This is a genomic window from Marinomonas hwangdonensis (genome assembly GCF_003721245.1).
Taxonomy (GTDB): domain Bacteria; phylum Pseudomonadota; class Gammaproteobacteria; order Pseudomonadales; family Marinomonadaceae; genus Marinomonas; species Marinomonas hwangdonensis.
Genome location: NZ_RIZG01000005.1, coordinates 225,227 through 250,440 on the forward strand (window position 1 = coordinate 225,227; position 25,214 = coordinate 250,440).

Here is a 25,214-nt window from a genome sequence, read left to right on the forward strand (position 1 = left end):
TAACGCATGCCAGAGGCGCTACTTACATCTCACCCCTTTATCAAAGTCGCGCTACCCGTGCCGATGCGGACGCTATTTGACTATAAAGTCCCTAAAGCAACGGCTCTTAGACATGAGTTGCAACCGGGGATGCGGGTCAAGGTTCCCTTTGGAAACAGCAGTCGTCTTGGCGTTATTGTGGCGTTGAGCCACACCAGCGATTGGGAGCATGACTTGGTTAAGCCACTGACATCGCTGTACGACGAAGCACCTGTCATCAGCGCCGAACTCATGGCTTTGTGTGAATGGGCCGCTCGTTACTATCATCATCCTATTGGCGACGTTATTTTTCATGCCCTACCTGTGCTATTACGAAAAGGCGAAAAAGCCGAGTTTCGTACCGAAAATTGGTGGTTTACCACAGCACAAGGGCAAGCCTTTTCATTGGATCAATTAAGCCGAGCACCGCGCCAGCAAGACTTCCTCAAAGCCGCTCAACAGCACCCGAATGGCTTAAGCCAACAAGCAGCGGCCGTATTAGACCTTGCTCCCGCTGCAGGAAAAAGTTTGGAAGACAAAGGATTATTGCGCCGAGAGCCTCGCTCTTTTAATAAAGGCGGAGAAAGACACGCTCACCAGACCCAAGTTCCTCCCACACTAAACCCAGAACAATCTCGAGCCACTGACCATTTATTGGACCATCGCCACCACTTTCATGTTGCCCTGCTTGATGGCGTGACTGGCAGTGGCAAAACCGAAGTATTCTTACGCTTAATCGAAAATCTGATTAAAGAAGACAAGCAAGTTCTGGTGATGGTGCCTGAGATAGGACTCACACCACAAACCCTAAAGCGCTTTGAAGTGCGGTTTAATACCGATATTGTGCTCATGCATTCCAACATGAATGATAGAGAGCGATTAGATGCTTGGCTATTGGCCGCCAGCGGACATGCTAAAATCATTATAGGCACTCGCTCTGCGGCGTTTATGCCCGCGCCGAACCTTGGCTTAATCGTCATTGACGAAGAGCATGATACTTCTTATAAGCAGCATGAAGGGTTTCGTTATCATGCTCGTGATCTAGCCATAAAACGAGCACAAGCATTGGACATCCCCGTCTTATTGGCCTCGGCTACGCCGTCCTATGAGAGCCTAGCCAACGCCATACAAAAACGTTTTGCTTGGTTAAAATTGCGAAACAGAGCGGGCAATGCCCACATCCCTCAAATGGAACGTGTAGACCTACGCGGCAAAACTCTGATTCATGGTTTTAGCGAACATGCTCTAGCCAGCATGAAGCTTTGCCTAGAGCGCAAAGAACAAGTACTGGTGTTTTTAAATCGTCGAGGTTATGCACCCACGCTCATGTGCCATCAATGTGGCTGGATTGCCGCTTGCGATCATTGCGATGTTAATCTCACCGTACATAAGCGCGCCAACAAACTGCACTGCCACCATTGCGACACACAAAAAGCCTTGATTCACACTTGTCCAGAATGCCAGTCAGAAGAACTATTTACGGTGGGTGAAGGCACAGAACAGATCGAAACCCAACTGGGCACGCTGTTTAAAGACACCCCTATCTTACGTGTTGATCGTGATAGCACTCAACGCAAATCGGCAATGGCAAAGCTGACACAAAAAATCCATGAACACGATCAAGCCATTCTTGTTGGCACACAAATGCTGGCGAAAGGACACCACTTTCCCAATGTCACACTGGTGATCATTATGGATGCAGATGCAGGGTTATTTTCTTCTGATTTTAGAGGCATGGAGCGCACCGCTCAGCTCGTCACTCAGGTTGCTGGACGCGCTGGACGCGCCCAAAAAGCCGGCCACGTTTTATTGCAAACCTATCACCCAGATCATGCGGCCATCGAATGCTTGTGCACTTTGGGGTATGAACACTTTGCGATTGATGGTTTGTCAGAACGTAAGTCGCTTTCTCTCCCTCCATTTTTTCACCAAGTGATTATCCGCGCGGAGTCCAGCAACGAACAAGAAGCCATGCAACTATTAACCGCGATGAGAAACGACCTTGAACCACTGTTTGCTAAAGGCGTGTATCTTGTGGGCCCTTATGCTGCCATCATAGTTCGCAAAGCTGGGCAACATAGAGCACTCATCTCCATAAAAGCAGCCCACAGAGCGCCACTTCATGAGGCAACACAAAGGATGACCGATTGGCTAGAGCAGTCGACAAAACATCACAAAATTCGTTTTGCTATCGATGTCGATCCACTGGAAACTTACTAAGCTTGCCCCCATAATGTGCGACTTATACGCAACCTCATTATTTTATATAGCAAAAAGCCAAGATTATGTTTAATCCCGTACAGATAGCGACCAAACGCACGCCGCCAAGAAAAGGCGCAACACGTCGATCACCGGCACCCCGCAAACGAAAAACGGCTTGGTGGTTGTGGCTGCTTGTCCCAGGCATTGTTGTCGCGTTTATTTTTGGCCTAATGCAGCTGAATCAGGTGTCACCAGACGCAAAACCTGCCGCCTCCCAGCCCGCCAAGGTCACACCTAAACCGGTTGCTCCAGCACCCGCTAAAAAAACCGTAGAAGCGGCACCAAAAGTTGAGGTAGCGCCCAAAAAAGATACCTTTGAGTTCTATCAAATTTTACAAGACAGCAAGGTCGATACCAGCCACGTAGACGCTTATCAATCTACACCAAGAGGCGAGCAAGATTATTACTACATGTTACAGGCAGCTTCTTTCAGAAATCCCGAAGACGCAGACAGAATGCGCGCGCAATTAATTTTATCTGGGTTAGTCGAAACCAGTGTTCGCGAAACAACGGGGCAGAATGAAAAACCTTGGTTCCGTGTCATTCTTGGCCCCTACGATTCCCGCTCAAAAATGAAGCGGGCAGAAGACAGATTGGTCTCTATGGATATTTCGCCTTACTCCTACAAAGTAGATAAAGAACAATAGCGGCGCCTTGCTTGAAATTTATTTGTCTGCCCCCATTTTGTTAAGATCGAAATGGGAGTAGACAATGACCACAATTCTAACTGTACGAAAAGGTAATCAGGTTGTCGTAGGCGGCGATGGACAAGTCTCTTTAGGCAACACCGTGATGAAAGGCAATGCTCGAAAAGTGCGTCGTCTTTACCGTGGAGAAGTGATAGCAGGTTTTGCTGGCGGAACCGCTGACGCCTTCACCTTATTCGAACGCTTCGAAGGCCAACTCGAAAAACACCAAGGCCATCTTGTTAGAGCTGCCGTAGATCTTGCCAAAGACTGGCGTTCCGACCGAGCGCTGCGAAAACTAGAAGCCATGTTGATTGTCGCAAACAAAGACAGCACCTTAATCATCACAGGCACAGGCGATGTCGTCGAGCCACAACATGGTGCCTTGGCAATTGGATCAGGCGGCAACTACGCCGAAGCCGCCGCACGCGCCTTAATCGACAACACCGATTTATCCGCAAAAGACATCGTTGAGAAAAGCCTTAACATTGCTGCCGATATCTGTGTATTCACCAATCACAGCCTAACCATAGAAGCGATCACCATAGACCCGCAGCTCGAAGATAAGTCTGAATAAAGCACTGTCTGACGCGACGCAGCAACCACCATCACAGATTATAGAAGAGAATTGACCATGAGCAGCATGACCCCAAGAGAGACGGTTAACGCCTTAGACAATCATATTATCGGCCAACAAGAGGCCAAGCGTGCCGTAGCCATCGCGCTGCGCAACCGCTGGCGTCGCATGCAACTTCCTGAAGATATGCGCGCCGAAGTAACGCCGAAAAACATTCTTATGATAGGGCCAACGGGTGTGGGTAAAACCGAAATTGCACGTCGTTTGGCTAAACTATCCAACGCACCCTTTATCAAAATCGAAGCCACCAAATTTACCGAAGTAGGCTATGTTGGCCGTGATGTAGAGTCTATTATTCGTGATCTGGTCGAAATGGCTATCAAGATGTTCCGCGAACAAGAAACCGAAAGATTGCGCCACAAAGCAGAAGACGCCGCAGAAGACCGGATTCTGGATGTGTTATTACCACCGGCTCGTGGCGGCGATCCAGAATTGGAAGACAACAGCACGCGTCAGATTTTTCGTAAGAAATTACGTGAAGGGCAATTGGACGACAAAGATATCGACATTGACGTTTCTGATTCCCCAATGGGTGTAGAAATCATGACACCGCCAGGCATGGAAGAAATGACAAGCCAACTGCAAAGCATGTTTTCAAGCTTGGGCTCTAAAAAAACGAAAAAACGCAAAATGAAGGTAAAAGACGCCTTGCGCCAGGTTCGCGATGAAGAAGCAGCCAAACTGGTCAATGAGGAAGAACTCAAAGCACGTGCCGTTGAAGCAGTGGAGCAAAACGGTATCGTTTTCTTAGATGAAATCGATAAAGTCGCAAAAAGCTCAGAACGCTCTGGCGGTGAAGTGTCCCGTGAGGGCGTACAGCGTGACCTATTACCTTTGGTAGAAGGTTGTACGGTGAGCACTAAATACGGCATGATCAAAACCGATCACATCTTATTTATTGCCTCTGGCGCCTTTCATTTATCCAAACCATCCGACTTGATTCCTGAGCTGCAAGGCCGCTTACCGATCCGAGTCGAACTGGATGCTCTGACAGTCGACGATTTCAAGCGCATTTTAGTCGAGCCAAGCATGTCCTTGACCAAGCAATATGTGGCACTGGCTAAAACAGAAAGCATCAACCTAAACTTCACCGAAGAAGGCATCCAGCGTATTGCCGAGATCGCGTTTCAAGTAAACGAACGCACGGAAAACATCGGGGCCCGTCGCTTGCATACGGTACTAGAACGCTTATTAGAAGAAGTGTCTTATTCTGCCAGCGACATGCCGAATGACCAAACTGTGGACATCACCGCGGCGTATGTGGATGAACAGCTTGGTGAAATCGCCAAAGACCAAGACCTCAGCCAATACATTTTATAAAGCATGACAGTGAGCCTTCCATGAAGGCTCACTTAAAAAGGAAAGCAAGCATGGCCACCCCCGCGCCAACCAAAATTCACTACCATAAGCAATCTCGCGAGTTGGCGGTCACATTCGCCGATGGTCAAGCGTTCCGCCTAAGTGCTGAATATCTGAGGATTCACTCACCTTCTGCCGAAGTTCGTGGACACGGTATGCAAATACCCATTTTACAATACGGTAAAAAAAACGTGGCCATCCATAATATCGAAGGAGCAGGTAATTATGCTCTAAAAATATCCTTCGACGATGGTCACGATACTGGCCTTTATACCTGGGAATACCTCTATAATATTGGCAAAAATCACGATGAACTCTGGCAAATGTACCTTGATCGCCTTGAAAAAGAAGGTAAGACGCGGGACACTTCTGTGATTCAGATCCACCAGCTTTAACGGCTTGTCATACTTCCATCTACCTCAGGAACATTTTATGAGTTCACTCAGTTTATCGGCGCTTAGTGTCATTGAAAAAGCGATTAATCTAGCGCTCAAGCAAGACACACCTTCTCAAGATCGCTTACAAAAACTGGCGGGGCAACAAATCTTTCTGTATGTGGAAGACTTTGCCTTTATTTTGCAGGTTCATATTCTTGAACAAGGCGTCATGCTGAATCGTCCAGAAAGTCTAGACGACATTGAACTTGATCCGCGATTAGATACCTTGGTACAAGGACCCAGTTCCGCCTATCGAAAACTACTGGATGGCGATGGTTTCTTTGATGGCGACCTGCGTATTCAAGGCAATGCACAAGCCCTAATGACATTGCATAAAGTCATGCAAAACTTTGAACTCGACTGGGAAGGACTGCTTGCTGACCACATCGGCGATCTCTCAGCGGCCACACTCGCTCGCTTGTTACGCGCAAAATGGTCTTGGAGCAAAGAATTCGCCACCAACGTCAGAATGCAACTGGTTCATCGACTACAAACCGACACCCAGCTACTGCCCAGCAAAATTGAATTCGACCACTTCGTCGATGAGATAGAACGCTTCGGCACCTTGATTGATCGCGCTGACGCTAGATTAAGAATGCTTGAGAAAAGAAAAAGTCAGGCTAACTAAGTTAACCTGACTGGCTGGTGATTGTTTACTTAGAAGTCAGTTGTCTATCTTTTTCAATAGCTCAGCAAGCTCGTCCACTTTAGACAGCGTATCACTTACTAAGCCATCAATTTGATTGCTTGAACTCTTAGAGTTGGCGGCCAGTGATCGTACCTCGTCAGCAACGACGGCAAAGCCTCGACCCATCTCTCCTGCTCTAGCGGCTTCAATGGCTGCGTTTAACGCCAGTAAATTCGTTTGTTCCGATATGCCATTAATAGTGCTTACCATCTCGCTGATTTTATTGCTTACCGCAACCACCTCAGACATCGCTTCTTGTGTCTTTATCACTGTCAATTTGCGGTCAGTCACGTCAATACCAAAGTAAACGTACTGAGTCACTTCGCCTTTAAAGTTGCGTAATGAACAAAGCTTGGCATCAATACTGAGCATGTGATTAGAGCTATGTATATCTGTTTGTAAACTCAAGCTCCCTTTAGTATTCAATTCAGATTTTTGATGGTCTGTCAGTTTACTCATGATAAAGACACCAAAATCTTCCGCTTTCATAAGGCCTTGGATTTTGTTCTCCATTAAATCATTCACTTTTAACAAAGAGAATTTCGTATCAAACTCAACCATAACCAATGCTTCGCTAATTGCATCTAGCTTACGGGTAAAATCCAACGCCATTTGCTTAACTTGGGTAATATTTGCTTGCACAGAAATAAAGTTTTTAACCTTTCCTTCATTATCAAATACAGGGTTAATGGAAAGGGAAACCCAATAGGGTTCTCCACTCTTAGAGTAATTAAGAATTTCATCATAGAAGGAAGTTTTATTGGCGATGTGGTGGCGAATATTGTTCACTGTGGAAGGGTTTGTTTCGTGCCCTTGTAAAAAAGACCCTGGCTTTTTACCACGGACTTCGTCCATTTTGTAACCAGTTAAGCGCTCAAAACCTTGGTTAACGTATTCAATAAGACCAGATGCGTCGGTTATAACAACGGCATTATCTGTCTCGTTTGCCACCAAAGACAGCATTTCACGTTCAGCTCGCTGCTTAACTTCCTCGGTCACATCTTTAACAAAAGCGGTATAAAGAGTCCCTTCGTCAAGCTCAATTTTTGATAATGATAATTGGCCCCAAACAACGCTTTTATCTTTGCGCTCGATTTTAATCTCGCGACTCGTACCAACAATTTTATCTACCCCAGTACGGCGGTTTCGATCAATTAACTCATCATGTTGGGGCTGGATGGCAGCTGGCACAAGCATTTTAACATTATTACCAATTACCTCTTCTTTTGTGTAACCCCAAAGTTTTTCTGCGGCCTTATTATACAAAGTCACGCAATTTTGTAAGTCAATACAAACCACCGCATCCAATGCTTGCTCTAAAGTTTGTCTGGTTATCTCTTGTTCGCGACGCTCTTTTGTTACTTCTCGAACAAATGCCGTGTAATGCTTTTGCTTACCAACCATCACCTGAGATAGAGATAACTGAACCCAAACTCTTACGCCGTCTTTTTTCTGTAGCTGCACTTCTCTGGAGCTACCTACTATTTTATCAACACCTGAGTCTCTATGATGCTGGACATAACCATCATGGTTGGTCCTAAGTTCTTGTGGAATCAACATGGCCACATTCTGGCCAATAACTTCTTGGCGTTCATAACCCCACAACTTTTCAGCCGCAGGATTAAAAAAGGTCACTGTATTTTTGGTATCAATTGTAATAACGGCAATAATACTTTGCTCTAACGCTTGTTTTTCACTGCTGTTTGAAAAGAACCCCATACCCACCCCACTTATGTGTATTTCAATATTAGATTTCATGAAATTAAATTGAATTTAGACAGTTTTTTTTCATTTGAACAAGTATTTATTTGTAACGCCTTATTCGCAGTAATCGATCACCAATTCATTGATGAAGTAAATCAAGTCAAAAAAATATTACCCGTAAAGTGCTACACAAATGGGTTGGTTGGTAAGGTTCAAAACCGTCTTAGTATCTCTTGATGAGTTAACCCAGACCCAATCAAAAAATGTAACTTGGCAAACACGGCTTCGTAAGTCATGTCTTTACCAGAAATAACGCCGGCTTTCACTAAAGCAGAGCCAGCCGCATAAGCGCCCTCAGCCACACTTCCAGCGCCACATTGGCTCACATTAACGATAACAACTCCGCGGTCTGTCGCCGCTTTTAATAGCGCTAAAAGAGCAGGATCTTTATCGGGAGCATTGCCAGCCCCATAGCTTAATAACACAGCACCTTTTACGTTCTCACTCAACAAACCTTGCCAATGAGCAACTTTCACACCTGGAAAAACAGGCAAAATAGTAACAGCACCTTCGTCCATATCAGGGATCTGAATGGTCATCGGTTGTTTCACAACATCCGTAGAGCGCCAGCGCCAATCAATACCTAATAAGCCTCGCTCTGGGCAGTTTGGCGAGCTGAAAGCTTGCCAGTCACTGGTGTGAGCTTTATGGGCTCGGTCGCCTTCTATCAATCGCCCTGCAAAGAATAAAAACACACCACTGCGATTCTTTTCACCGTTAAGTTCTTCACAGGCGGAGATAGCGCCCATTACATTGATCATGGCATCAGTACGTACCTTGTACATGGGCACTTGCGAGCCTGTCACTATGATAGGTTTTTCACTATTAGCAAACATGAAAGACAACGCCGCCGAGGTATAAGCCATGGTGTCTGTGCCATGCAATACAATAAATGCGTCAAAATCATGCCATTTGCTTTCAATATCACGGCCGATGGTTTGCCAGTCTTTTGGCGTCGCATTGGAGGAGTCGATCAAGGTTGGATAACTGGCAATCACAAAATCGTGGGCAAGTTCATCGGATTCGTTTAAATGTTGGGTAAGATGATCCGCAAAGGCCGCATCGGGAATTAAGCCTTGATCTGAAGGCACCATACCAATGGTGCCACCTGTGTAGGCAATATAAATCTTCATCTACTGATTCTTCCTCTTTATTAATCCTATTTTACGTGCGGATTATGTCACTTAAGATTTAAAACATAAAAGGCGCTAATCGAGCAGAAAAGCGCCTTTTATTTTATTCATTAAAACAAACCGGTAGGGAAATTTTACATGCGCTCTAAGGTTTCAATCCCTAGCAAAGACAAGCCAAGTTTCAGAGTTGAAGCCGTGTTCAACGCCAATTGTAAACGGCTATGTTTCACTTCGTCTTCGGTATTCAGAATAGGGCAAGCTTCGTAGAAAGTCATAAAGGTTCCCGCTAAATCGTACAAGTAAGCACACAAGAAATGTGGCATACCATCGTTAGCAACCTGTTGAATCGCTTCTTCAAACTGACACAGCTTAACCGCCAAAGCACGCTCTTGTGGCTCTTCAATAGCAATCTCACCGGTCAAGCTCGCCACATCAATTTCAGAGCGTTTAACGATGCTCGCTACGCGAGAATAAGCGTACAGCAAGTAAGGCGCTGTGTTGCCTTCGAAGCTCAACATGGTATCCCAGTTGAAAACGTAATCACTGGTACGATTTTTCGATAAATCAGCGTATTTCACCGAAGCAATACCGACCACACGACCAATGTTACGCAACTCTTCTTCGCCCATTTCTGGATTCTTCGACGCCACCAATTGATAAGCGCGCTCTTGAGCTTCTTCCAATAAAGACGACAATTTCGCAACACCACCAGAACGAGTTTTGAATGGCTTACCATCACTGCCCATTACGGTACCAAACGGCATGTGTTCCAGTTGTGTTTCTGGTTTCACAAAGCCCGCTTTGCGAGACAAGGTGAAAATTTGTTGGAAATGCAAAGACTGGCGTGCATCCACAAAATACAACACACGGTTGGCATTCAAAGTATGTTGACGGAAACGCACCGCCGCTAAATCCGTTGTAGCATACAAGAAGCCACCACCGGTTTTTTGGACGATAATAGGTGTGATCTCGCCTTCTTTATTGGCGAACTCTTCCATGAACACACACTGTGCGCCATTGGACTCTTGCAGCAAACCTTGATCTTTTAGCTCATTGATAACGTTCTGTAAGTCATCGTTATAAGCACTTTCTGGCATCACGTGCTGACGCTCTAAAGAAACACCTAACATCTTGTAGGTTTCTTCACAGTGCGCCATAGAGATTTCGATAAACTCATCCCAAAGCGCCAAACATTCTTCATCACCAGACTGCAAGGCAACAACCAATTCACGAGCACGAGCCGCGAACGCTTCGTCTTCATCAAAGCAGGTTTTCGCCGCACGATAGAAGGTTTCAAGATCGGAAAGCGCCATGCTGATTTTGGCATTTTCGGCACGCAAACGCGCCATGTAAGCCAACAACATACCGAATTGCGTACCCCAATCGCCTACGTGGTTTTGACGAACCACATGATGACCAAAGAACTCTAACGTGCGAACAACCGCGTCACCAATAACGGTAGAACGCAAATGACCAACGTGCATCTCTTTGGCAAGGTTTGGCGCAGAGTAATCGACAACAACGGTTTCTGGAGCATCAACAGGATTGACATCAAGACGCTCGCTGGTACGCAATTGCACCAACTCTTTGCTCAACCATACATTCTTCAAGAAAATATTGATAAAACCAGGGCCGGCGATTTCTACCTTGTCGGCAAGATCTGATAAATCCAATTTTTCTAGTGTGGCTTGGGCAAAATCACGAGGATTCATTTTTAGCGCTTTTGCTGCGCCCATAATACCGTTGGCTTGGTAATCACCAAATTGTATTTTCGCGGATTGACGAACTAATGCTTGCGCAGTATCAGACGCGCCAGCCGCCACCATAGCCGCTTGAATGCGTTGATTTAGAAGAGTTTGAATATTCACAAGGGGGACCTTTAAACAGTAAATACACCGCTCATTAAAGCAGCATACTAGAATCACACAGCCCTCGGACTGTTACCAATCAGAGGGCTGAATTCAAAAAATAATGATAGCAATAATAACCGATTTTCACGCTTTTAGCGAAAGAACAACTTACAAGCTTGGTTGTTATTTTCGTCTTGGTACGGATAACCTAGCTCATCTAAGAACTGAGTCACATCGGCTTCTTCTCCGACCGCTTGCAACCCCACCAAGACGCGACCGTAAGCATCACCATGATTGCGATAATGGAACATGGAAATATTCCATTGACCACCAAGCGTATTTAGGAATTTCAACAAAGCACCTGGGCGTTCAGGAAACTCAAAGGTGTACAGCAACTCACCTTTCTCGCTGCGTAGATGTCCACCGATCATGTGACGAACATGCACTTTAGCGGTTTCATCGTCTGTCAAATCAACAATTTCATAGTCTTTCAAGTCGGCTAACAATTCTTTACGACTGTGAGGACTGCCACCCAACGCCACACCAACAAAGATAATGGCTTCTTGATCATCCCCATAACGATAGTTAAATTCGGTGATATTGCGACCCACCAAGGCTTGGCAAAAGTCTTTAAAGCTGCCCGGATGCTCTGGAATCTTAACAGCAATGATAGCTTCACGCTTTTCGCCCAATTCTGCTCGTTCAGAGACATGGCGTAAGCGGTCAAAATTCACGTTTGCACCACTGTTGATGGCAATCAGCGTTTGACCTTTCGCGTCTTCACGCTCGATGTACTTTTTCAATCCGGCTAAGGCACACGCACCAGCCGGTTCTGTGATCGCACGCGTATCGTCGTAAATGTCTTTAATCGCTGCACACATTTCATCAGTGGTTACCGTTATTACTTCGTCGACCGTGTCTTTGGCGATCGCAAAGGTGTTATGACCAATTTCTGCCACGGCAACGCCTTCCGCAAAAATACCCACCGTCGCTAAACGAGTTGGCTTGCCTTTTTCCATCGCTATTTTTAGACACGCGGCATCTTCTGGCTCAACACCGATAATTTTGATGTCTGGGCGCAAGTATTTTACATAGGCTGCTATTCCAGCGATTAAACCACCGCCGCCAACAGGAACGAAAATCGCGTCGATATTACCTTCGTGCTGGTGCAGAATTTCCATGCCGATCGTACCTTGACCCGCAATCGTGTCCAAATCATCAAATGGATGAACGTAGACTTGGCCCGTTTTCTCCATGATTTCACGAGACTTTGCCGAGGCTTCATCAAAGGCATCACCAAACAAAATCACTTCTGCTCCGTGATTGCGTACCGCGCTGACTTTCACTTCTGGTGTGGTCGCTGGCATCACAATCGTCGCTTGAATGCCCAGCTTCTTCGCCGCCAAAGCCAAGCCTTGCGCGTGGTTGCCTGCCGATGCGGCAATAACACCACGAGCACGTTCTTCTGGTGTTAACTGACAAATCTTGTTGTATGCCCCACGAATTTTGAAGGAGAAAACCGGCTGTAAATCTTCTCGCTTCAAAATAATCTCGTTGCCCAATCGATTCGACAATTGATTGGCACGAGACAGTGGTGTTTCTACGGCAACGTCATAAACGCGCGCCTGTAGAATCTTTTTGATCATGGAATGAGGCATAGTGTGTCCTAGATAGAAAAAACCGAGTAGGAAATATACTCTTTCACACCCTTTGACGCAAAGCAGCATACCCTCTAATGGCGCATCAAAAACGTATAAATTAACCCAACAGATGAATTCGGCAGGGTAACAACTCGGAGTCAAAGCGCTTATAATGCACCGACTCTCAGTGAGGACTTATTTTGTACAATAAGCCCAATGAAAAATGCCCTTACAAGACCACAATAAAAGGCGATACACCATGACTCAAGACGAACTTAAACAAGCGGTTGCCAAGGCAGCCGTTGACTATATTTTGCCCATGCTAGAATCCGATACAATCGTTGGGGTGGGCACAGGCTCTACGGCAAACTTATTTATTGATGAGCTAGCCAAACATAAAAATGACTTTGATGGCGCAGTAGCTAGCTCAGAAGCCACTGCGGAGCGCCTAAAGAAGCATGGCATCCCAGTTTATGGCTTAAACACCGTCAACTCGGTTCGAGTGTATGTAGATGGTGCAGACGAGTCTGATGAGCATTTGCACTTGATTAAAGGCGGCGGTGCAGCCTTGACACGTGAAAAGATCGTAGTTGCAAGTTGTGAGGAGTTTGTCTGCATTGCCGATGAATCCAAATTAGTAAAAATCCTAGGCGACTTTCCATTACCGGTTGAAATCATTCCTATGGCGCGCGGTCACGTTGCACGAGAGCTCGTCAAATTGGGCGGTGATCCAGTATATCGAGAAGGCGTAGTGACCGATAACGGCAACCACATTTTAGATGTGTACAATTTAAACATACTGGACCCGATTGCGTTAGAAAAAAGCATCGACGGCATTGTGGGTGTAGTGACGAATGGATTGTTCGCAAAACGCCCTGCAGATGTTTTGCTACTAGGTACAAAAGAGGGCGTTAAGACGCTTAAGCGCTAAGCGCCCCACCTGTAGGCTCAAAGTGGCCCTTGCTTGACACTTTGAGCCTATCCTCTTCAATCGATCTATAAAATTAAAACCAGCGGCTTCGGCGCATCAAGACAAACTGCCCACCACCTAAAATCACTAAGGCGATACAGAATAGCCAAAAAGCATCTACGCTTTCCGTTCCAGGCATGCCACCGATATTGATTCCAAATAAGCCTGTTAAAAAGCCTAACGGCAGAAAGATTCCAGATAAAATGGACAAAACGTACATGCGCGCGTTCATTTTCTCGGATTGTAAATTGGCGAACTCTTCTTGCATCAATAAACAGCGCTCACGCAGTGACTCTAATCCCTCGACATAGCGGGTGATATCGTTGGCCGCTTCGTGAATACGAGCAATTTGATCTTGATTCATCCAAGATACTGACTCCTGAGAAAGCTTAACAATCGCTTCTTTCTGTGGCACCAAAAAGCGTCTTAGGCGAATTGTTTCAAGACGACGCTGAACCAGCGAATCACGTTGTCCAGACTCAATGCCTTCTCCAATGCTTTCTTCTAAATCGGCTAGCTCGTCCTCCAGGTCCGTGATCACTTTTGCCATTCTATCGGTCAAGGTTTCCGTTAAGGTCGCAACCACATCCGCCGTATTGAGGGGACCTTCATTGTTATTAAGATCCTTTACGACGCTCTGTACCGATAATAATTTGCGTCGTCGACTTGATACAATAAAGTGAGGCGTTACCCAAAGACGTAAAGACACCATGTCAGACGGATTAGATTCTGGGTTTAAATTCACCCCTCTAAGGGTCAATAATAGACCTTTTCCCATTCTGATCGTACGAGGACGCGTTTCTTCAGCAAACAAAGCTTCCGCAACCGTTTCTGGAATCCCCTCCACATCCGACAACCACGTATAACCTTCTTCTTCATAACAATCTAAATGCACCCATCGGCAACCTTGCTCAGGCAATACCTTAGGCAAATCTAACAACGGTAACGATCTCGCGCCGCCTAAGCCATCAAGTTCTAAATTGTGCACCACAAACTCAGACATACCTTCTCCTCTCGATATTTTGCGTAGCGTATCTGAAAAACGGCAATATCCCTATTTATTTTGGCCTCATATCGCCCCCTTGGCTGACACCTCTTTGTTAGAGTGGCATAATTTCGACCAACTCAAATAACAAGGAAATGCCAGACCATGCAAAATTTAACGGATGTCCTAGCGTCCAGCGCGGTACCAGAAACATTACAAACGGTTTTAACGGTGACAACCGAGACATGCATCGCGATATCAGATGCACTTAAGCAAGGATCTCTGGCTGGCATTCTCGGAATGGCTGGTAATGAAAATGTTCAAGGCGAAGAACAAAAGAAACTGGATGTCATTTCAAACGACATGCTTAAAGACGCGCTCCTTGCTTGCCCTGCTGTGAGAGCCATCGCTTCAGAAGAAGAAGATTACATAGTACCAGCCAATACCGATGGCGAATACCTCATCGCCTTTGATCCATTAGACGGTTCGTCTAACATCGATATCAACGCCATGGTGGGTACTATTTTTTCAATCTATCACCAAACTGGTGACCAGCCTGCAACCGAAGCGGATTTCTTGATTCCTGGCAAAGAACAAGTCGCGGCAGGCTACGTTTTGTATGGCCCATCCACCATGCTGGTACTCACTACAGGCAATGGCGTCAACATGTTTACCTACGACCCGACTCAAGGCACCTTTGTCTTAACCCATGAAAACATTCGCGTCGCCCAAGAAACACAAGAATTCGCCATCAATATGTCGAACCAGCGTTTTTGGTCTGCCAACATGCAAAATTATGTCAATGACCTTGTCAAAGGCAAAGATGGCCAGCGTGGTAAGAACTTTAACATGCGCTGGGTAGCGGCTATGGTGGGGGATGTTCATCGTATTCTTTGTCGTGGCGGTATCTTTATTTACCCATGGGATAACAAAGACCCGTCTAAGGCGGGTAAATTGCGTCTGATGTACGAAGCCAACCCAATGGCAATGCTGCTAGAACAAGCCGGTGGTAAAGCTCATACACACACTCAGCGTATTCTAGACATTCAACCTGAAGCCATTCACCAAAGAGTTGCGGTTATTTTAGGTGCGGCCAACGAAGTAGATACTTGCCTTAGTTATTCATAACCGCGAGTTGTCATAAACTCTGTGCATTACCCGACCTACTGATTGTTGGGTAATGCACCATTTATACTAGTCAGTAAGACGCTTTTTCTGACGACGTATTATCCAAAGTACCAGTAAGAAAGCGGGTATAAAAAACCACTCCTTCGCAGGACGTTGATTCTCGATTTCAAAGCCCGTGATTTCCCAATCGAAATCGAGCTTTCTTTGCTCTGCGATACCACCAAATGCTAACTGATCAATATAAACACGGTTGTCTTCATTACGCAGTTCAAGTCCTGCACCATCAAAAAGACGCTCAGTCGCATCACCGCTTGTCGTCAAAGGCAAATCGACCATCCTCTCAATCCAGCGACCGTCTAAGTTTTCCCCCTCAACCGATAACCGCACGTTTTCCATCTGTGGATGTTGATCAATATAGGACATTAACTCAGCACCTTGATACTGCTGGTACGGAGGAATCACCTGATCCAGCCAGAACCCAGGACGGAACAAGGTAAAAGCCACCAACAGCAACAACGCACTTTCCCACAGTTTGCTCCGAGCAAAAAAGTAACCTTGTGTCGCTGCGGCAAAAACAAGCATCGCGGCCAATGACACAACAAACACCACGATCCCTTCCCACCAAGTTACATCAATCAACAATAAGTCCGTGTTGAAAATGAATAAGAATGGCAATAATGCTGTACGCATCGAATAGAAAAACGCCGTAAAGCCGGTTTTAATGGGGTCGCCACCTGAAACGGCCGCGGCTGCAAACGACGCTAATCCTACAGGTGGCGTCACGTCTGCCATGATGCCAAAGTAAAACACAAACATATGAACGGCTATTAAGGGCACAATCAGGCCTGATTGAGCACCCAACTCCACAACAACACCCGCCATTAGCGAAGACACAACGATATAATTCGCCGTTGTGGGTAACCCCATGCCTAGAATTAGAGAAATAAGCGCCACCATCAGCAGCATGATGATTAAGACACCGCCAGACAGCAACTCAATGAACTCTGCCATGACCTGACCAACACCCGTCAAGGTAACGGTACCGACGATCACGCCTGCGGTTGCAGTCGCAACACCAATGCCAATCATGTTGCGAGCGCCAGTGTTCAGCCCTTCAATTAGGTCCCATACCCCCTGCTTTAACTGACCGGTAAGATTCGATTGGCCACGGAAGAATGCTTTTAATGGCTTTTGTGTCACCAAAATAAAAGCCATTAACATGCACGCCCAAAACGCCGATAACCCTGGCGATTTACGCTCCACCATTAAAAACCAAATCAGCAGAACCAAAGGCACAAGGTAGTACAACCCCGCACGATAAATGTCAGCAAATACCGGCAATTTCATAATTTCACCGTCGGTATCACTCATATTAAGGTCTTTACTTTTAGCGGATATGTACAACAAACTGAAATACCCAACGACGATCAGTAGCAATAAACCGATTGAAGACCAATCACCCAAGACCCATTTTATGGCGGAGACTAAGTAGTATAACGCCCCAGCTAAAATCATCGTGCTGGACAAGATAATACCACTGCGCAGCAGCGCCATTTGCCATGTACGCGCTGGTGTTGAACGAGGTAATCCACGCATATCGGCTTTAAGTGCTTCCAGGTGCACAATGTACAGGAGCGCAATATAGGAAATAGTCGCGGGTAGAAAAGCGTGTTTCACCACTTCAATGTAAGAAATACCGACGTATTCGACCATCAAAAACGCCACCGCCCCCATCACTGGCGGCATGATGACACCATTTACGGATGAGGACACTTCAACCGCACCGGCTTTTTCTGGGCTAAAGCCCACTTTTTTCATCAAAGGAATCGTAAACGTCCCGGTTGTTACCACGTTCGCAATAGATGAACCTGAGATTAACCCTGTCATTGCCGATGACAATACAGCCGCTTTTGCTGGGCCACCGCGCATGTGCCCTAACAAGGCAAAAGCCACTTGAATAAAATAATTGCCTGCACCAGCTTGATTTAACAACGCGCCAAATAATACAAACAAGAAAACAAAACCCGATGACACACCAAGAGCAATCCCAAACACACCTTCCGTTGTTAACCACATGTGGGTCATGGCTTTTTCTATAGACGCCCCTTTCCATCGCAGTATTTCAGGCAACCACGAAGCATCACCAAAGAAGACGTACAGCAAAAATACGATAGCGACTATCATCAAAGGCGGGCCCAAGGAGCGACGGGCTGCCTCAAGTGTAAGCATCAACCCAACACAGGCTACAAGCAAATCCATCGTGGTAGGCAAGCCTGGGCGCGTGGCAAGCGCATCATTGAATAAAAACAGATAGGACGCACAAAATGCCCCTACTACTGCCAAGGCATAATCTAACCACGGAATTCGATGGCTTGGACTATTGCTAAACGCAGGAAACGCCAAAAAAGCCAAACTGACGGCAAAAGCCAAATGCAGCGCACGAGACTGAGTATCGTTAATAAACCCAAAGCCAAACTGAGACGGAAGCGGTGAGCCAATCCAAAGCTGAAATAAAGACCAACACAGGGGCAAAAAGAACAGCAAAGCGATCGCAATACGACCCTTGGGTGCCCGCTTACCGGTATCGGCTTCGGCAACCAGTTCGTCTAACTTATCGGTATCCGGAGTGTGAGAAGAATGGGACGACATAGGCCTTTCCAAAACATAAATGAGTGAAAGTAAAACGCTGGCTAAACCAGCGTTTTAGAAGTGAAATAATAGAAAAGTATCTTAAATGAGAGAGCGACTTACTTAAGTAAGCCTTGCTCACGGTAGTACTTCTCAGCACCAGGATGCAAAGGAGCTACCAAAGAAGAATGCACCATTTCTACAGGCTCTAAACGAGCAAAAGCAGGATGTAAACGTTTGAAGGACTCGATGTTTTCAAAAACGGCCTTGGTCATTTGGTAGACCACTTTATCGGAGACATTCGCAGAGGTTACGATTGTAGCTTTAGGCCCAAACGTCAACACATCTTCAGGGTTACCAGAGTACATATTTGCCGGAATAACCGCTTGAGAAAATTCACCGTACTGTTTAAGAATACTCAACGACGTTTTATCCGCCAAAGGGATCATGCGCACATCACATGTCGTCGTCGCTTCTTGAGCAGAACCGTTTGGCAAACCTGCCACGAAAATAGTGACATCAAATTTATCGTCACAAAGTGCTTGCGCCATTTCTGACGATTTCAATTCTGCTGCGAACGCAAAATCACTCGTAGTCCAACCTTTCTCCGCCATCATCAACTCCATCATAGAGCGATTACCCGAACCTGGGTTGCCAATGTTGACACGTTTTCCAGCAAGGTCATCAAATGACTTAATGCCTGAATCTGCGCGCGCCATCAAATGAATAGGCTCTGGATGCAAAGAAAACACAGAACGAAGCTCTGGGAATGGGTTATCTTGGAACTGACCTTTACCAGCAAGTGCAGCGGCTTGAACATCCGACTGGGCGACACCAAACTCTAATTCACCAGCACGTATGCTATTTACGTTGTAGCCTGAACCACCTGTTGATTCAACAGAACAGCGAATTCCATGCTCTTTACGGTCTCTGTTCAACATGCGGCAAATAGACCCACCGGCTGGGTAATAAACACCCGTAACGCCGCCGGTACCAATAGAAACAAATTGTGTTTCATTAGCCACAGCAAAAGTCGAAGCGACCGCAAACGCAGAAGCGATAGCGGTTTTAAGCAATGCATTTTTCATTAAGAATTCCTCGTAATGTCACTTTTTTGTTATAAATTTGTCAGGATCCAGCACAATCAAGCAATTATAATACCAACTTATTAAATCTTTCTAAGTTTATGATTTACATAACTTTAAGCTTGTCAGCTTGGTGCTTTAAGCATCTAATAAATTATAACCTAAGTTATAAGCTTTAAAACTAAAGTGAATTTAAACGGGATAAAACCAAAGAAAATATAGCCACTGATGGAAAATATAACCCATTGCATAATTATAACTTTTGTTATGAGTTTTACTCTTAAAGTAAAAACAACCAGTCATAAGACGACTTCTCTTTCCTAGAAAGAGTCGATAAGATGGCTTTTTTTAGCCTAGACTTCTCATTTAACATGAAACCTTTTTTTTCCGCTTTATTGTTTTTTTGCCTATTTATTCAACCTGGCTGGACCGCTGATAGCCAAGGGAGCAAAGGGCAAAAGCGCATCATTAATATTGCAGCCGATTATAACTACCCACCTTATGAATTTTCTGACGAAGCAGGAAATCCAGCGGGCTATCATGTTGAATTAAGCTACGCTATTGCTGAAGTGATGGGCTTTGACGTTAATATCACTATGACAGATTGGGAAAGTGCCTATGCGGGGTTATTCGCAGGAGAGTACGACATTCTTCAGGGCATTGCCTATTCCGAGGAACGCTCGAAATACATTAAGTATTCTTCTCCGCATTCCATTGTGAATCAGTCCCTTTTTGCTAGAAAAGATGGTCCGAAAATCAACGATATTAACGAGGTAAATAACCACAGCATTATCGTGCAAAGAGCCAGTATTATGCATGAATACCTCCAGCAATTTGTGCCTAAGGCCGTTATTGTTCCCGTACCCACTCATTCTGATGCACTGCGACTGCTCGCCTCAGGAAAGCATGACTTTGCTCTAACCGCTAACTTACCCAGCTTGTATCTCAGCAAAGAACTTGGACTAAGTAACATAGAACCCATTGCCGCTCCCGTTGCCGCTCAACGTCTAGGTTATGGTGCTCTCACCCATAATGAAGACCTTGTCGCACTTTTTAGCGAGGGGTTAGCTATTTTAAAAAATACCGGCCGCCAACAAGAAATCTACGATAAGTGGCTTGGTACCATAGGAGATTCAAAAGCACCATGGAAAAAGCTAGGGCTGTATGCGCTTTATACCATACTCGTTTTGCTTCTTATTTTAGGCATCATCATGGTGTGGAATACCTTGTTACGCAAGGAGGTTGAGAAACGCTCTCGCCAACTTAAGGCCCACCAGGAGCAGCTCATTCAAGCCGATAAAATGGCATCCCTAGGCGTCCTTGTCTCTGGTGTCGCCCATGAAATCAACAACCCTACCGGATTGCTGATGCTGAACTTACCCATTTTACAATCCGCATGGGAGGACGCTTTACCCATACTCGAACAGGAAGCCGTCAACAACCCACACTTTCAACTCGCGGGTTTACCGTATCAACGTATTAGAGACGAAATACCTTTTCTTCTTGATGAAATGCAGCACAGCACCGATAGAATCCGCAATATCGTTAACGATTTGAAAGATTTCGCTCGTGAACAACCGGATGAAAAACATCAAACCGTCGACCTCAATGATACGGTCACCATGGCGGTACGTCTGGTTGATAAGTCTATTCGTGATGCCACCGACCATTTTCGCCTGACGCTAGACCCGAACAAACCGTGCATTCTAGGGAATCCTCAACGAATCGAACAAGTCATCATTAACTTAATACTTAATGCCTGCGATGCCTTGGAAAACAAAAACTGCGCGTTGGCAGTGTCAACCTTTATCAGCCTTGATAAAGAAAACGCCATTATGGCTGTGGAAGACCAAGGCTGTGGTATACAAGCCGAAAACCTACCTCGATTAACGGATCCGTTCTACACGACCAAACGCGAGATGGGTGGCACAGGCCTTGGATTATCCGTGTCTGCAACCATTATAAAGGCACACAAGGGTCGCCTCTGTTTCGACTCAACACCAGGACAAGGCACCACCGCCACCATTACTTTTCCATTGCATCAATAAACGTAATTCGTCGCGTTTTACACAAAAGTAAGGACAACACATTGCAACAAACACTGTATCCACAATTTAAAATTTTACTCGTTGACGATGAACCTTCTTTTGTTCGCAGTATGTCATTGACTTTAGAACGTTATGGGATAAATAACCTAACAAGTTGTACAGACCCGACGCAAGTACAACAAAAGATGGCCCACGAAAACATCGCCTTGGTGCTGCTGGATTTGACTATGCCCGTCTTATCTGGGCAAGCATTACTCGGCTGGCTGAAAGAAGAATACCCTCATGTTAGCGTCATTATTTTCAGCGGCATAAACCAAGTGGATGCAGCCGTAGATTGCGTTAAACGCGGAGCATTTGACTATATTGTCAAAACTACAGACCAAGAACACATTCTCGAGTCTATTAAGCGAGCTATTCATACCCAAGAGCTCAGTTTAGAAAACCAAGCCCTAAGAGCAAAACTGCTTTCACAAGATTTAAACAAAGCCGATCGCTTTTCTGATTTCATCACCGCCGACCCTAAAATGATGTCAACATTTCGCTACTTGGAGTCTATCTCTACCAGCAGTCAAGCTGTACTCATTACGGGAGAAAGCGGAGTAGGCAAAGAGCTTATTGCCCATGCCATACACGAACTCAGTGAACGCAAAGGCCCCTTAGTGACGGTAAACGTCGCTGGACTTGACGACAATATCTTTTCAGACACCCTCTTCGGCCATGCTAAAGGCGCTTTCACGGGTGCCGATAAAATGCGCCCAGGCCTAGTCGAAAGCGCCGCCGGCGGAACCTTATTCCTTGATGAAATTGGTGATTTAAGTGCCAATTCACAAGTCAAACTGCTGCGTCTATTACAGGAAGGTGAATACTACCCCATTGGTAGCGACCAACCTAAACGCATCAATGCCAGAGTGATTGTCGCCACACACCATGATCTGATGAGTCAACAGCAACAAGGCACATTCCGCAAAGACCTCTATTATCGCTTATGCACACATATGGTAACTATACCGCCATTACGTGAACGTCTAAACGACCTACCTCTACTTATTGATTTCTTCGTACATCAAGCCTGTAACGAACTCAACAAACCACTTTTACAAGTCCCTCAAAGGCTTGCCACACAACTGCAATTCCACCATTTTCCTGGTAACGTCAGAGAGCTAAGAGCCCTGATTTACGATGCAGTAAGTCAAAGTCAGCACAACGAATTAAGTTTGCAGCCCTTTACCCTCTTAATCAATAATCAAGAAGATAGAGCCTTTACCTCTAGCATACACTTTGATGAAAACATCCCCCTCCCTACCTTGTCACAACTCAATGCAATCCTCGTTGAAACTGCCATGCTCCGAGCAAATAACAACCAGTCACTCGCCGCTCGCATGCTAGGTATTTCTCAACCCGCACTTAGTAAGCGCCTTAAAAATATGAAGACACAAAATGAATGATATTGGTCTAGACGCAAGCCTGAGACATCGTTTTTACTCTTCATAAGAGTAAATATTACGTTAGTGAGTGAAACTCAACTTCTACTATCCAGGATGCGATGTTACCTGGCCAACTTGAAGAGGTTTAATTACTGCGCTCTGAATAATTTCAGGACTCTGTTTGCTAAAGGCACTAATAGGCTCTGAATAACGCCTTTTCGAACCAGTTGAGCAACGTACAGAGCACGTTTAATGAAACCTTTGGGGGACATAACTCTCCACACTACAATTCTTTACATAAAAACAACATTTTGATGCCCAGCTGAGCATTTAGTCACCATTTTAGTAATGTTTCCAATACCAGCACATGCTTTAATCTCAAAAAATCAGCCTAAAGTACAGGAAACCATTTCAGACCATGGAAGCAAACAACAAGCTATCAAATCAAAAACTTTTTAACATTGGTGTCTCTCTAGTCAAATTCGCTTGGGTTGTAGAGATCCTCGCTGTTTCTATCGGCTTCCTTATATCAATTATTGTGTCTTTTTCCGTGTATGCCGAATTAAATAAAACGAATCGCACACTCACGTTCGGCGACTATAGCAGCATACTCGTTGCGGCATTACCTTTTGTATTAGTTGCTGTCGTTGAGGCTGCCAAAATTCCCGTTGCCACAGCTCTCATGTACGCAAAGCATTTCTGGTGGCGAGTACTATTTTTTATTGGCTTACTTTTATTAGCTGGTATTACCTTCGAAACCATGTTGAACGGCTTTGAACGTAACTTTTCTGGTTTAAATATCACCATTGATGAAAAGAAAAATGAGTCACTATTACTACAAGATAAAATAGATGTCCTTGAAAATAGAAAAGAAAAAATCAACATTATTGATATACAAAAAATCGAAAATGATTACCTTACTAATGTTCAGTACGCAAATAATGCTTACTACACGGCTCTAGATAAAGAGCGAGCACATATTAATCAGCAGATAAACCAGCTAAGCAGTGAGTCAGATAATCGAAAGCAATATCAGGAAGAAATAGATGACCTGCATGCTAAAGAGCGTGACATATATTCATCATGGGATAAAGAGCGAGATGAGCTTCAAAAACGCCTCAGAAGCCTACTCAACAATTATGTTGCAGGCACACAAAATGATAAGCAATTGCTGCAAAGAGAATTGGATGATTTAAAAGCAGAGATGCAACAACAATTATCTGAAGCAGGATTTTTCACACGAAATCAAGTAGAGGCAAAATATCGTAAGCTAATTACTGATAAAGAAGAGCGACTTTACTCTGTTGCAGATAGATCTACTGGAAGTAGTGCGCTTGACCAACAAACTCAAAGTGAAAAGCAACTTCAAGACCAACTACAAGTGCTGGGACGAGACTATCAAAAACGGATCGATTTAGGACGCTCTCGTATTGATTACCTAGAAAAGCAAATACTTGCACACTCTCTTGATAACGAGCAAAAACGTCAGAGCTTCCGTGCAAGTTTTGACAGGATAGTGCAACAAGCCGAACAATCACGCAACAGCTCCATAAACAGAGCGGCAAAAGAAAAAGAAGCGTTATTGTCTGAATTCGATCTAATTCAACAAGAAGTAAAAATAATAGACAAAGAAATCTATGGCATAAACCAAGAGCAGAGCATCATTAAACATGAAATAAACCGTCTGGTAAATTCCAATCAAATATATCGCTTAGCGGCTTATGTCAGCAACAAAGAACAAGCAATCGATGTGCCCAAGTCTACCGTCGGCCTAGTGGCTTTAATATGGTTCTCATCACTGGCCTTTGTTAGTGCTGTAACCGGCGTTTTCCTGGCGATCGCAGGGATCTATATGCAACGTACCTATGCAAGAGATGACGAGTACGACCATACTGCAAATAGAAATACACCACAAAGCCCACAAACGATTGAAAATCAAGTCTAGGACAACTCGCGAGAACATCAATAGTTATTCATAAGATCTATGTAAGAGCCCAGTATCAAACTGGGCTTTTTTGTTAATAAAAACAACGTTTGCACGCAGAGTAACCGAGCACTTTGTAGTCAAGATCTAAGAAGGCGTGTGAATGGTATAGGTAGCTACGATAGCGATCGCCTGCGGTTAATTGTACTTGCACCACCCGCCTCCCATGAATGAGTTATAGAATCGCCTAAAAAAACCAAATCAACCCGTTTCATTGCATCTTTTTCCAACAACTTGTCTTCGTGTCTCTGCAACCACCAAGTCGAGTCTTGAGCGACTGGCTGTGTGGATAAATACGGTGGAAACTGACTTTGCACTGTCATAATGTTCAGAGGTCGCAGGCACAGCACATTACAATCTTATATAGAAACTCTACAGAGGGTAGTCGATTTACGCAGACGTTCTGAGATTTCTGGTACGGCACCTTCTGATTATGAGCAAAGACTATCACCATGGTCATCGATGCGCGCTGACGCGTTGAGCCTGCG

The 25,214-nt window shown here is 45.1% G+C and carries 18 protein-coding genes and 1 pseudogene; 11 read left to right on the forward strand and 8 right to left on the reverse strand.

Features of this window, described 5'->3' with window-relative positions:
• The first annotated feature begins 6 nt into the window (after nucleotides 1–6).
• From EBI00_RS10505 to EBI00_RS10530, 6 genes are all read left to right on the forward strand, one after another.
• Complete coding sequence (locus EBI00_RS10505) at nucleotides 7–2,238, forward strand: primosomal protein N' (RefSeq protein ID WP_123095875.1); 2,232 nt, start codon at nucleotides 7–9, stop codon at nucleotides 2,236–2,238.
• 65 nt (nucleotides 2,239–2,303) lie between these two features.
• Nucleotides 2,304–2,927 carry an SPOR domain-containing protein gene (locus EBI00_RS10510; RefSeq protein WP_123095876.1) on the forward strand — a complete coding sequence of 208 codons (624 nt, stop codon included), beginning with the start codon at nucleotides 2,304–2,306 and terminating at the stop codon, nucleotides 2,925–2,927.
• Between the two features lie 64 nt (nucleotides 2,928–2,991).
• The gene (gene hslV / locus EBI00_RS10515) at nucleotides 2,992–3,543 is read left to right on the forward strand and encodes an ATP-dependent protease subunit HslV (RefSeq protein ID WP_123095877.1); all 552 of its coding nucleotides are present in this window, start codon (nucleotides 2,992–2,994) and stop codon (nucleotides 3,541–3,543) included.
• 57 nt (nucleotides 3,544–3,600) lie between these two features.
• Nucleotides 3,601–4,923, forward strand: coding sequence for an ATP-dependent protease ATPase subunit HslU (gene hslU / locus EBI00_RS10520; RefSeq protein ID WP_123095878.1), 1,323 nt, complete (start codon nucleotides 3,601–3,603; stop codon nucleotides 4,921–4,923).
• 50 nt (nucleotides 4,924–4,973) lie between these two features.
• Complete coding sequence (locus EBI00_RS10525; RefSeq protein ID WP_123095879.1) at nucleotides 4,974–5,357, forward strand: gamma-butyrobetaine hydroxylase family protein; 384 nt, start codon at nucleotides 4,974–4,976, stop codon at nucleotides 5,355–5,357.
• A 37-nt stretch (nucleotides 5,358–5,394) separates the two neighbouring features.
• The gene (locus tag EBI00_RS10530) at nucleotides 5,395–6,027 is read left to right on the forward strand and encodes a ubiquinone biosynthesis accessory factor UbiJ (protein WP_123095880.1); all 633 of its coding nucleotides are present in this window, start codon (nucleotides 5,395–5,397) and stop codon (nucleotides 6,025–6,027) included.
• 36 nt (nucleotides 6,028–6,063) lie between these two features.
• On the opposite strand, the gene EBI00_RS16305 is transcribed toward EBI00_RS10530, so the two are convergent.
• From EBI00_RS16305 to ilvA, 5 genes and pseudogenes are all read right to left on the reverse strand, one after another.
• The gene (locus EBI00_RS16305) at nucleotides 6,064–6,699 is read right to left on the reverse strand and encodes a methyl-accepting chemotaxis protein (RefSeq protein WP_479680897.1); all 636 of its coding nucleotides are present in this window, start codon (nucleotides 6,697–6,699) and stop codon (nucleotides 6,064–6,066) included.
• A 9-nt stretch (nucleotides 6,700–6,708) separates the two neighbouring features.
• Nucleotides 6,709–7,845 (reverse strand): annotated as a pseudogene (locus tag EBI00_RS16310) (PAS domain-containing protein); the annotation flags it as partial.
• A gap of 158 nt (nucleotides 7,846–8,003) precedes the next feature.
• Nucleotides 8,004–8,984 carry an asparaginase domain-containing protein gene (locus EBI00_RS10540; protein WP_123095882.1) on the reverse strand — a complete coding sequence of 327 codons (981 nt, stop codon included), beginning with the start codon at nucleotides 8,982–8,984 and terminating at the stop codon, nucleotides 8,004–8,006.
• A 134-nt stretch (nucleotides 8,985–9,118) separates the two neighbouring features.
• Nucleotides 9,119–10,852, reverse strand: a complete 1,734-nt coding sequence (gene argS, locus EBI00_RS10545; RefSeq protein WP_123095883.1) for an arginine--tRNA ligase — start codon at nucleotides 10,850–10,852, stop codon at nucleotides 9,119–9,121.
• A 134-nt stretch (nucleotides 10,853–10,986) separates the two neighbouring features.
• Nucleotides 10,987–12,492: a threonine ammonia-lyase, biosynthetic gene (gene ilvA / locus EBI00_RS10550; RefSeq protein ID WP_123095884.1), complete on the reverse strand. Its 1,506-nt coding sequence runs from the start codon at nucleotides 12,490–12,492 to the stop codon at nucleotides 10,987–10,989.
• A 241-nt stretch (nucleotides 12,493–12,733) separates the two neighbouring features.
• Between ilvA and rpiA the strand changes: the two genes are divergently transcribed.
• Nucleotides 12,734–13,405: a ribose-5-phosphate isomerase RpiA gene (gene rpiA, locus EBI00_RS10555; protein WP_123095885.1), complete on the forward strand. Its 672-nt coding sequence runs from the start codon at nucleotides 12,734–12,736 to the stop codon at nucleotides 13,403–13,405.
• A gap of 73 nt (nucleotides 13,406–13,478) precedes the next feature.
• Here the strand turns inward: rpiA and EBI00_RS10560 are convergent, their stop codons facing one another.
• Nucleotides 13,479–14,447: a zinc transporter ZntB gene (locus tag EBI00_RS10560; protein ID WP_123095886.1), complete on the reverse strand. Its 969-nt coding sequence runs from the start codon at nucleotides 14,445–14,447 to the stop codon at nucleotides 13,479–13,481.
• A 147-nt stretch (nucleotides 14,448–14,594) separates the two neighbouring features.
• Between EBI00_RS10560 and EBI00_RS10565 the strand changes: the two genes are divergently transcribed.
• On the forward strand, nucleotides 14,595–15,557 hold the full coding sequence (locus EBI00_RS10565; protein ID WP_123095887.1) for a class 1 fructose-bisphosphatase: 963 nt from the start codon (nucleotides 14,595–14,597) through the stop codon (nucleotides 15,555–15,557).
• Between the two features lie 66 nt (nucleotides 15,558–15,623).
• Here EBI00_RS10565 and EBI00_RS10570 read toward each other — a convergent pair whose 3' ends face one another.
• Both EBI00_RS10570 and EBI00_RS10575 read right to left on the reverse strand, forming a co-directional pair.
• Nucleotides 15,624–18,206, reverse strand: a complete 2,583-nt coding sequence (locus EBI00_RS10570; RefSeq protein ID WP_123095888.1) for a TRAP transporter permease — start codon at nucleotides 18,204–18,206, stop codon at nucleotides 15,624–15,626.
• A 98-nt stretch (nucleotides 18,207–18,304) separates the two neighbouring features.
• Nucleotides 18,305–19,273, reverse strand: coding sequence for a TAXI family TRAP transporter solute-binding subunit (locus EBI00_RS10575; protein ID WP_123095889.1), 969 nt, complete (start codon nucleotides 19,271–19,273; stop codon nucleotides 18,305–18,307).
• Between the two features lie 335 nt (nucleotides 19,274–19,608).
• Between EBI00_RS10575 and EBI00_RS10580 the strand changes: the two genes are divergently transcribed.
• The 3 genes from EBI00_RS10580 to EBI00_RS10590 all read left to right on the forward strand — a co-directional run bounded on the left by EBI00_RS10580 (nucleotide 19,609) and on the right by EBI00_RS10590 (nucleotide 24,687).
• Entirely contained in the window at nucleotides 19,609–21,318 is a 1,710-nt protein-coding gene (locus EBI00_RS10580) for a transporter substrate-binding domain-containing protein (protein ID WP_241557012.1), read from the forward strand.
• Between the two features lie 41 nt (nucleotides 21,319–21,359).
• On the forward strand, nucleotides 21,360–22,763 hold the full coding sequence (locus EBI00_RS10585; RefSeq protein WP_123095890.1) for a sigma-54-dependent transcriptional regulator: 1,404 nt from the start codon (nucleotides 21,360–21,362) through the stop codon (nucleotides 22,761–22,763).
• 397 nt (nucleotides 22,764–23,160) lie between these two features.
• Nucleotides 23,161–24,687: a hypothetical protein gene (locus tag EBI00_RS10590; protein WP_123095891.1), complete on the forward strand. Its 1,527-nt coding sequence runs from the start codon at nucleotides 23,161–23,163 to the stop codon at nucleotides 24,685–24,687.
• The last annotated feature ends 527 nt before the right edge of the window (nucleotides 24,688–25,214 follow it).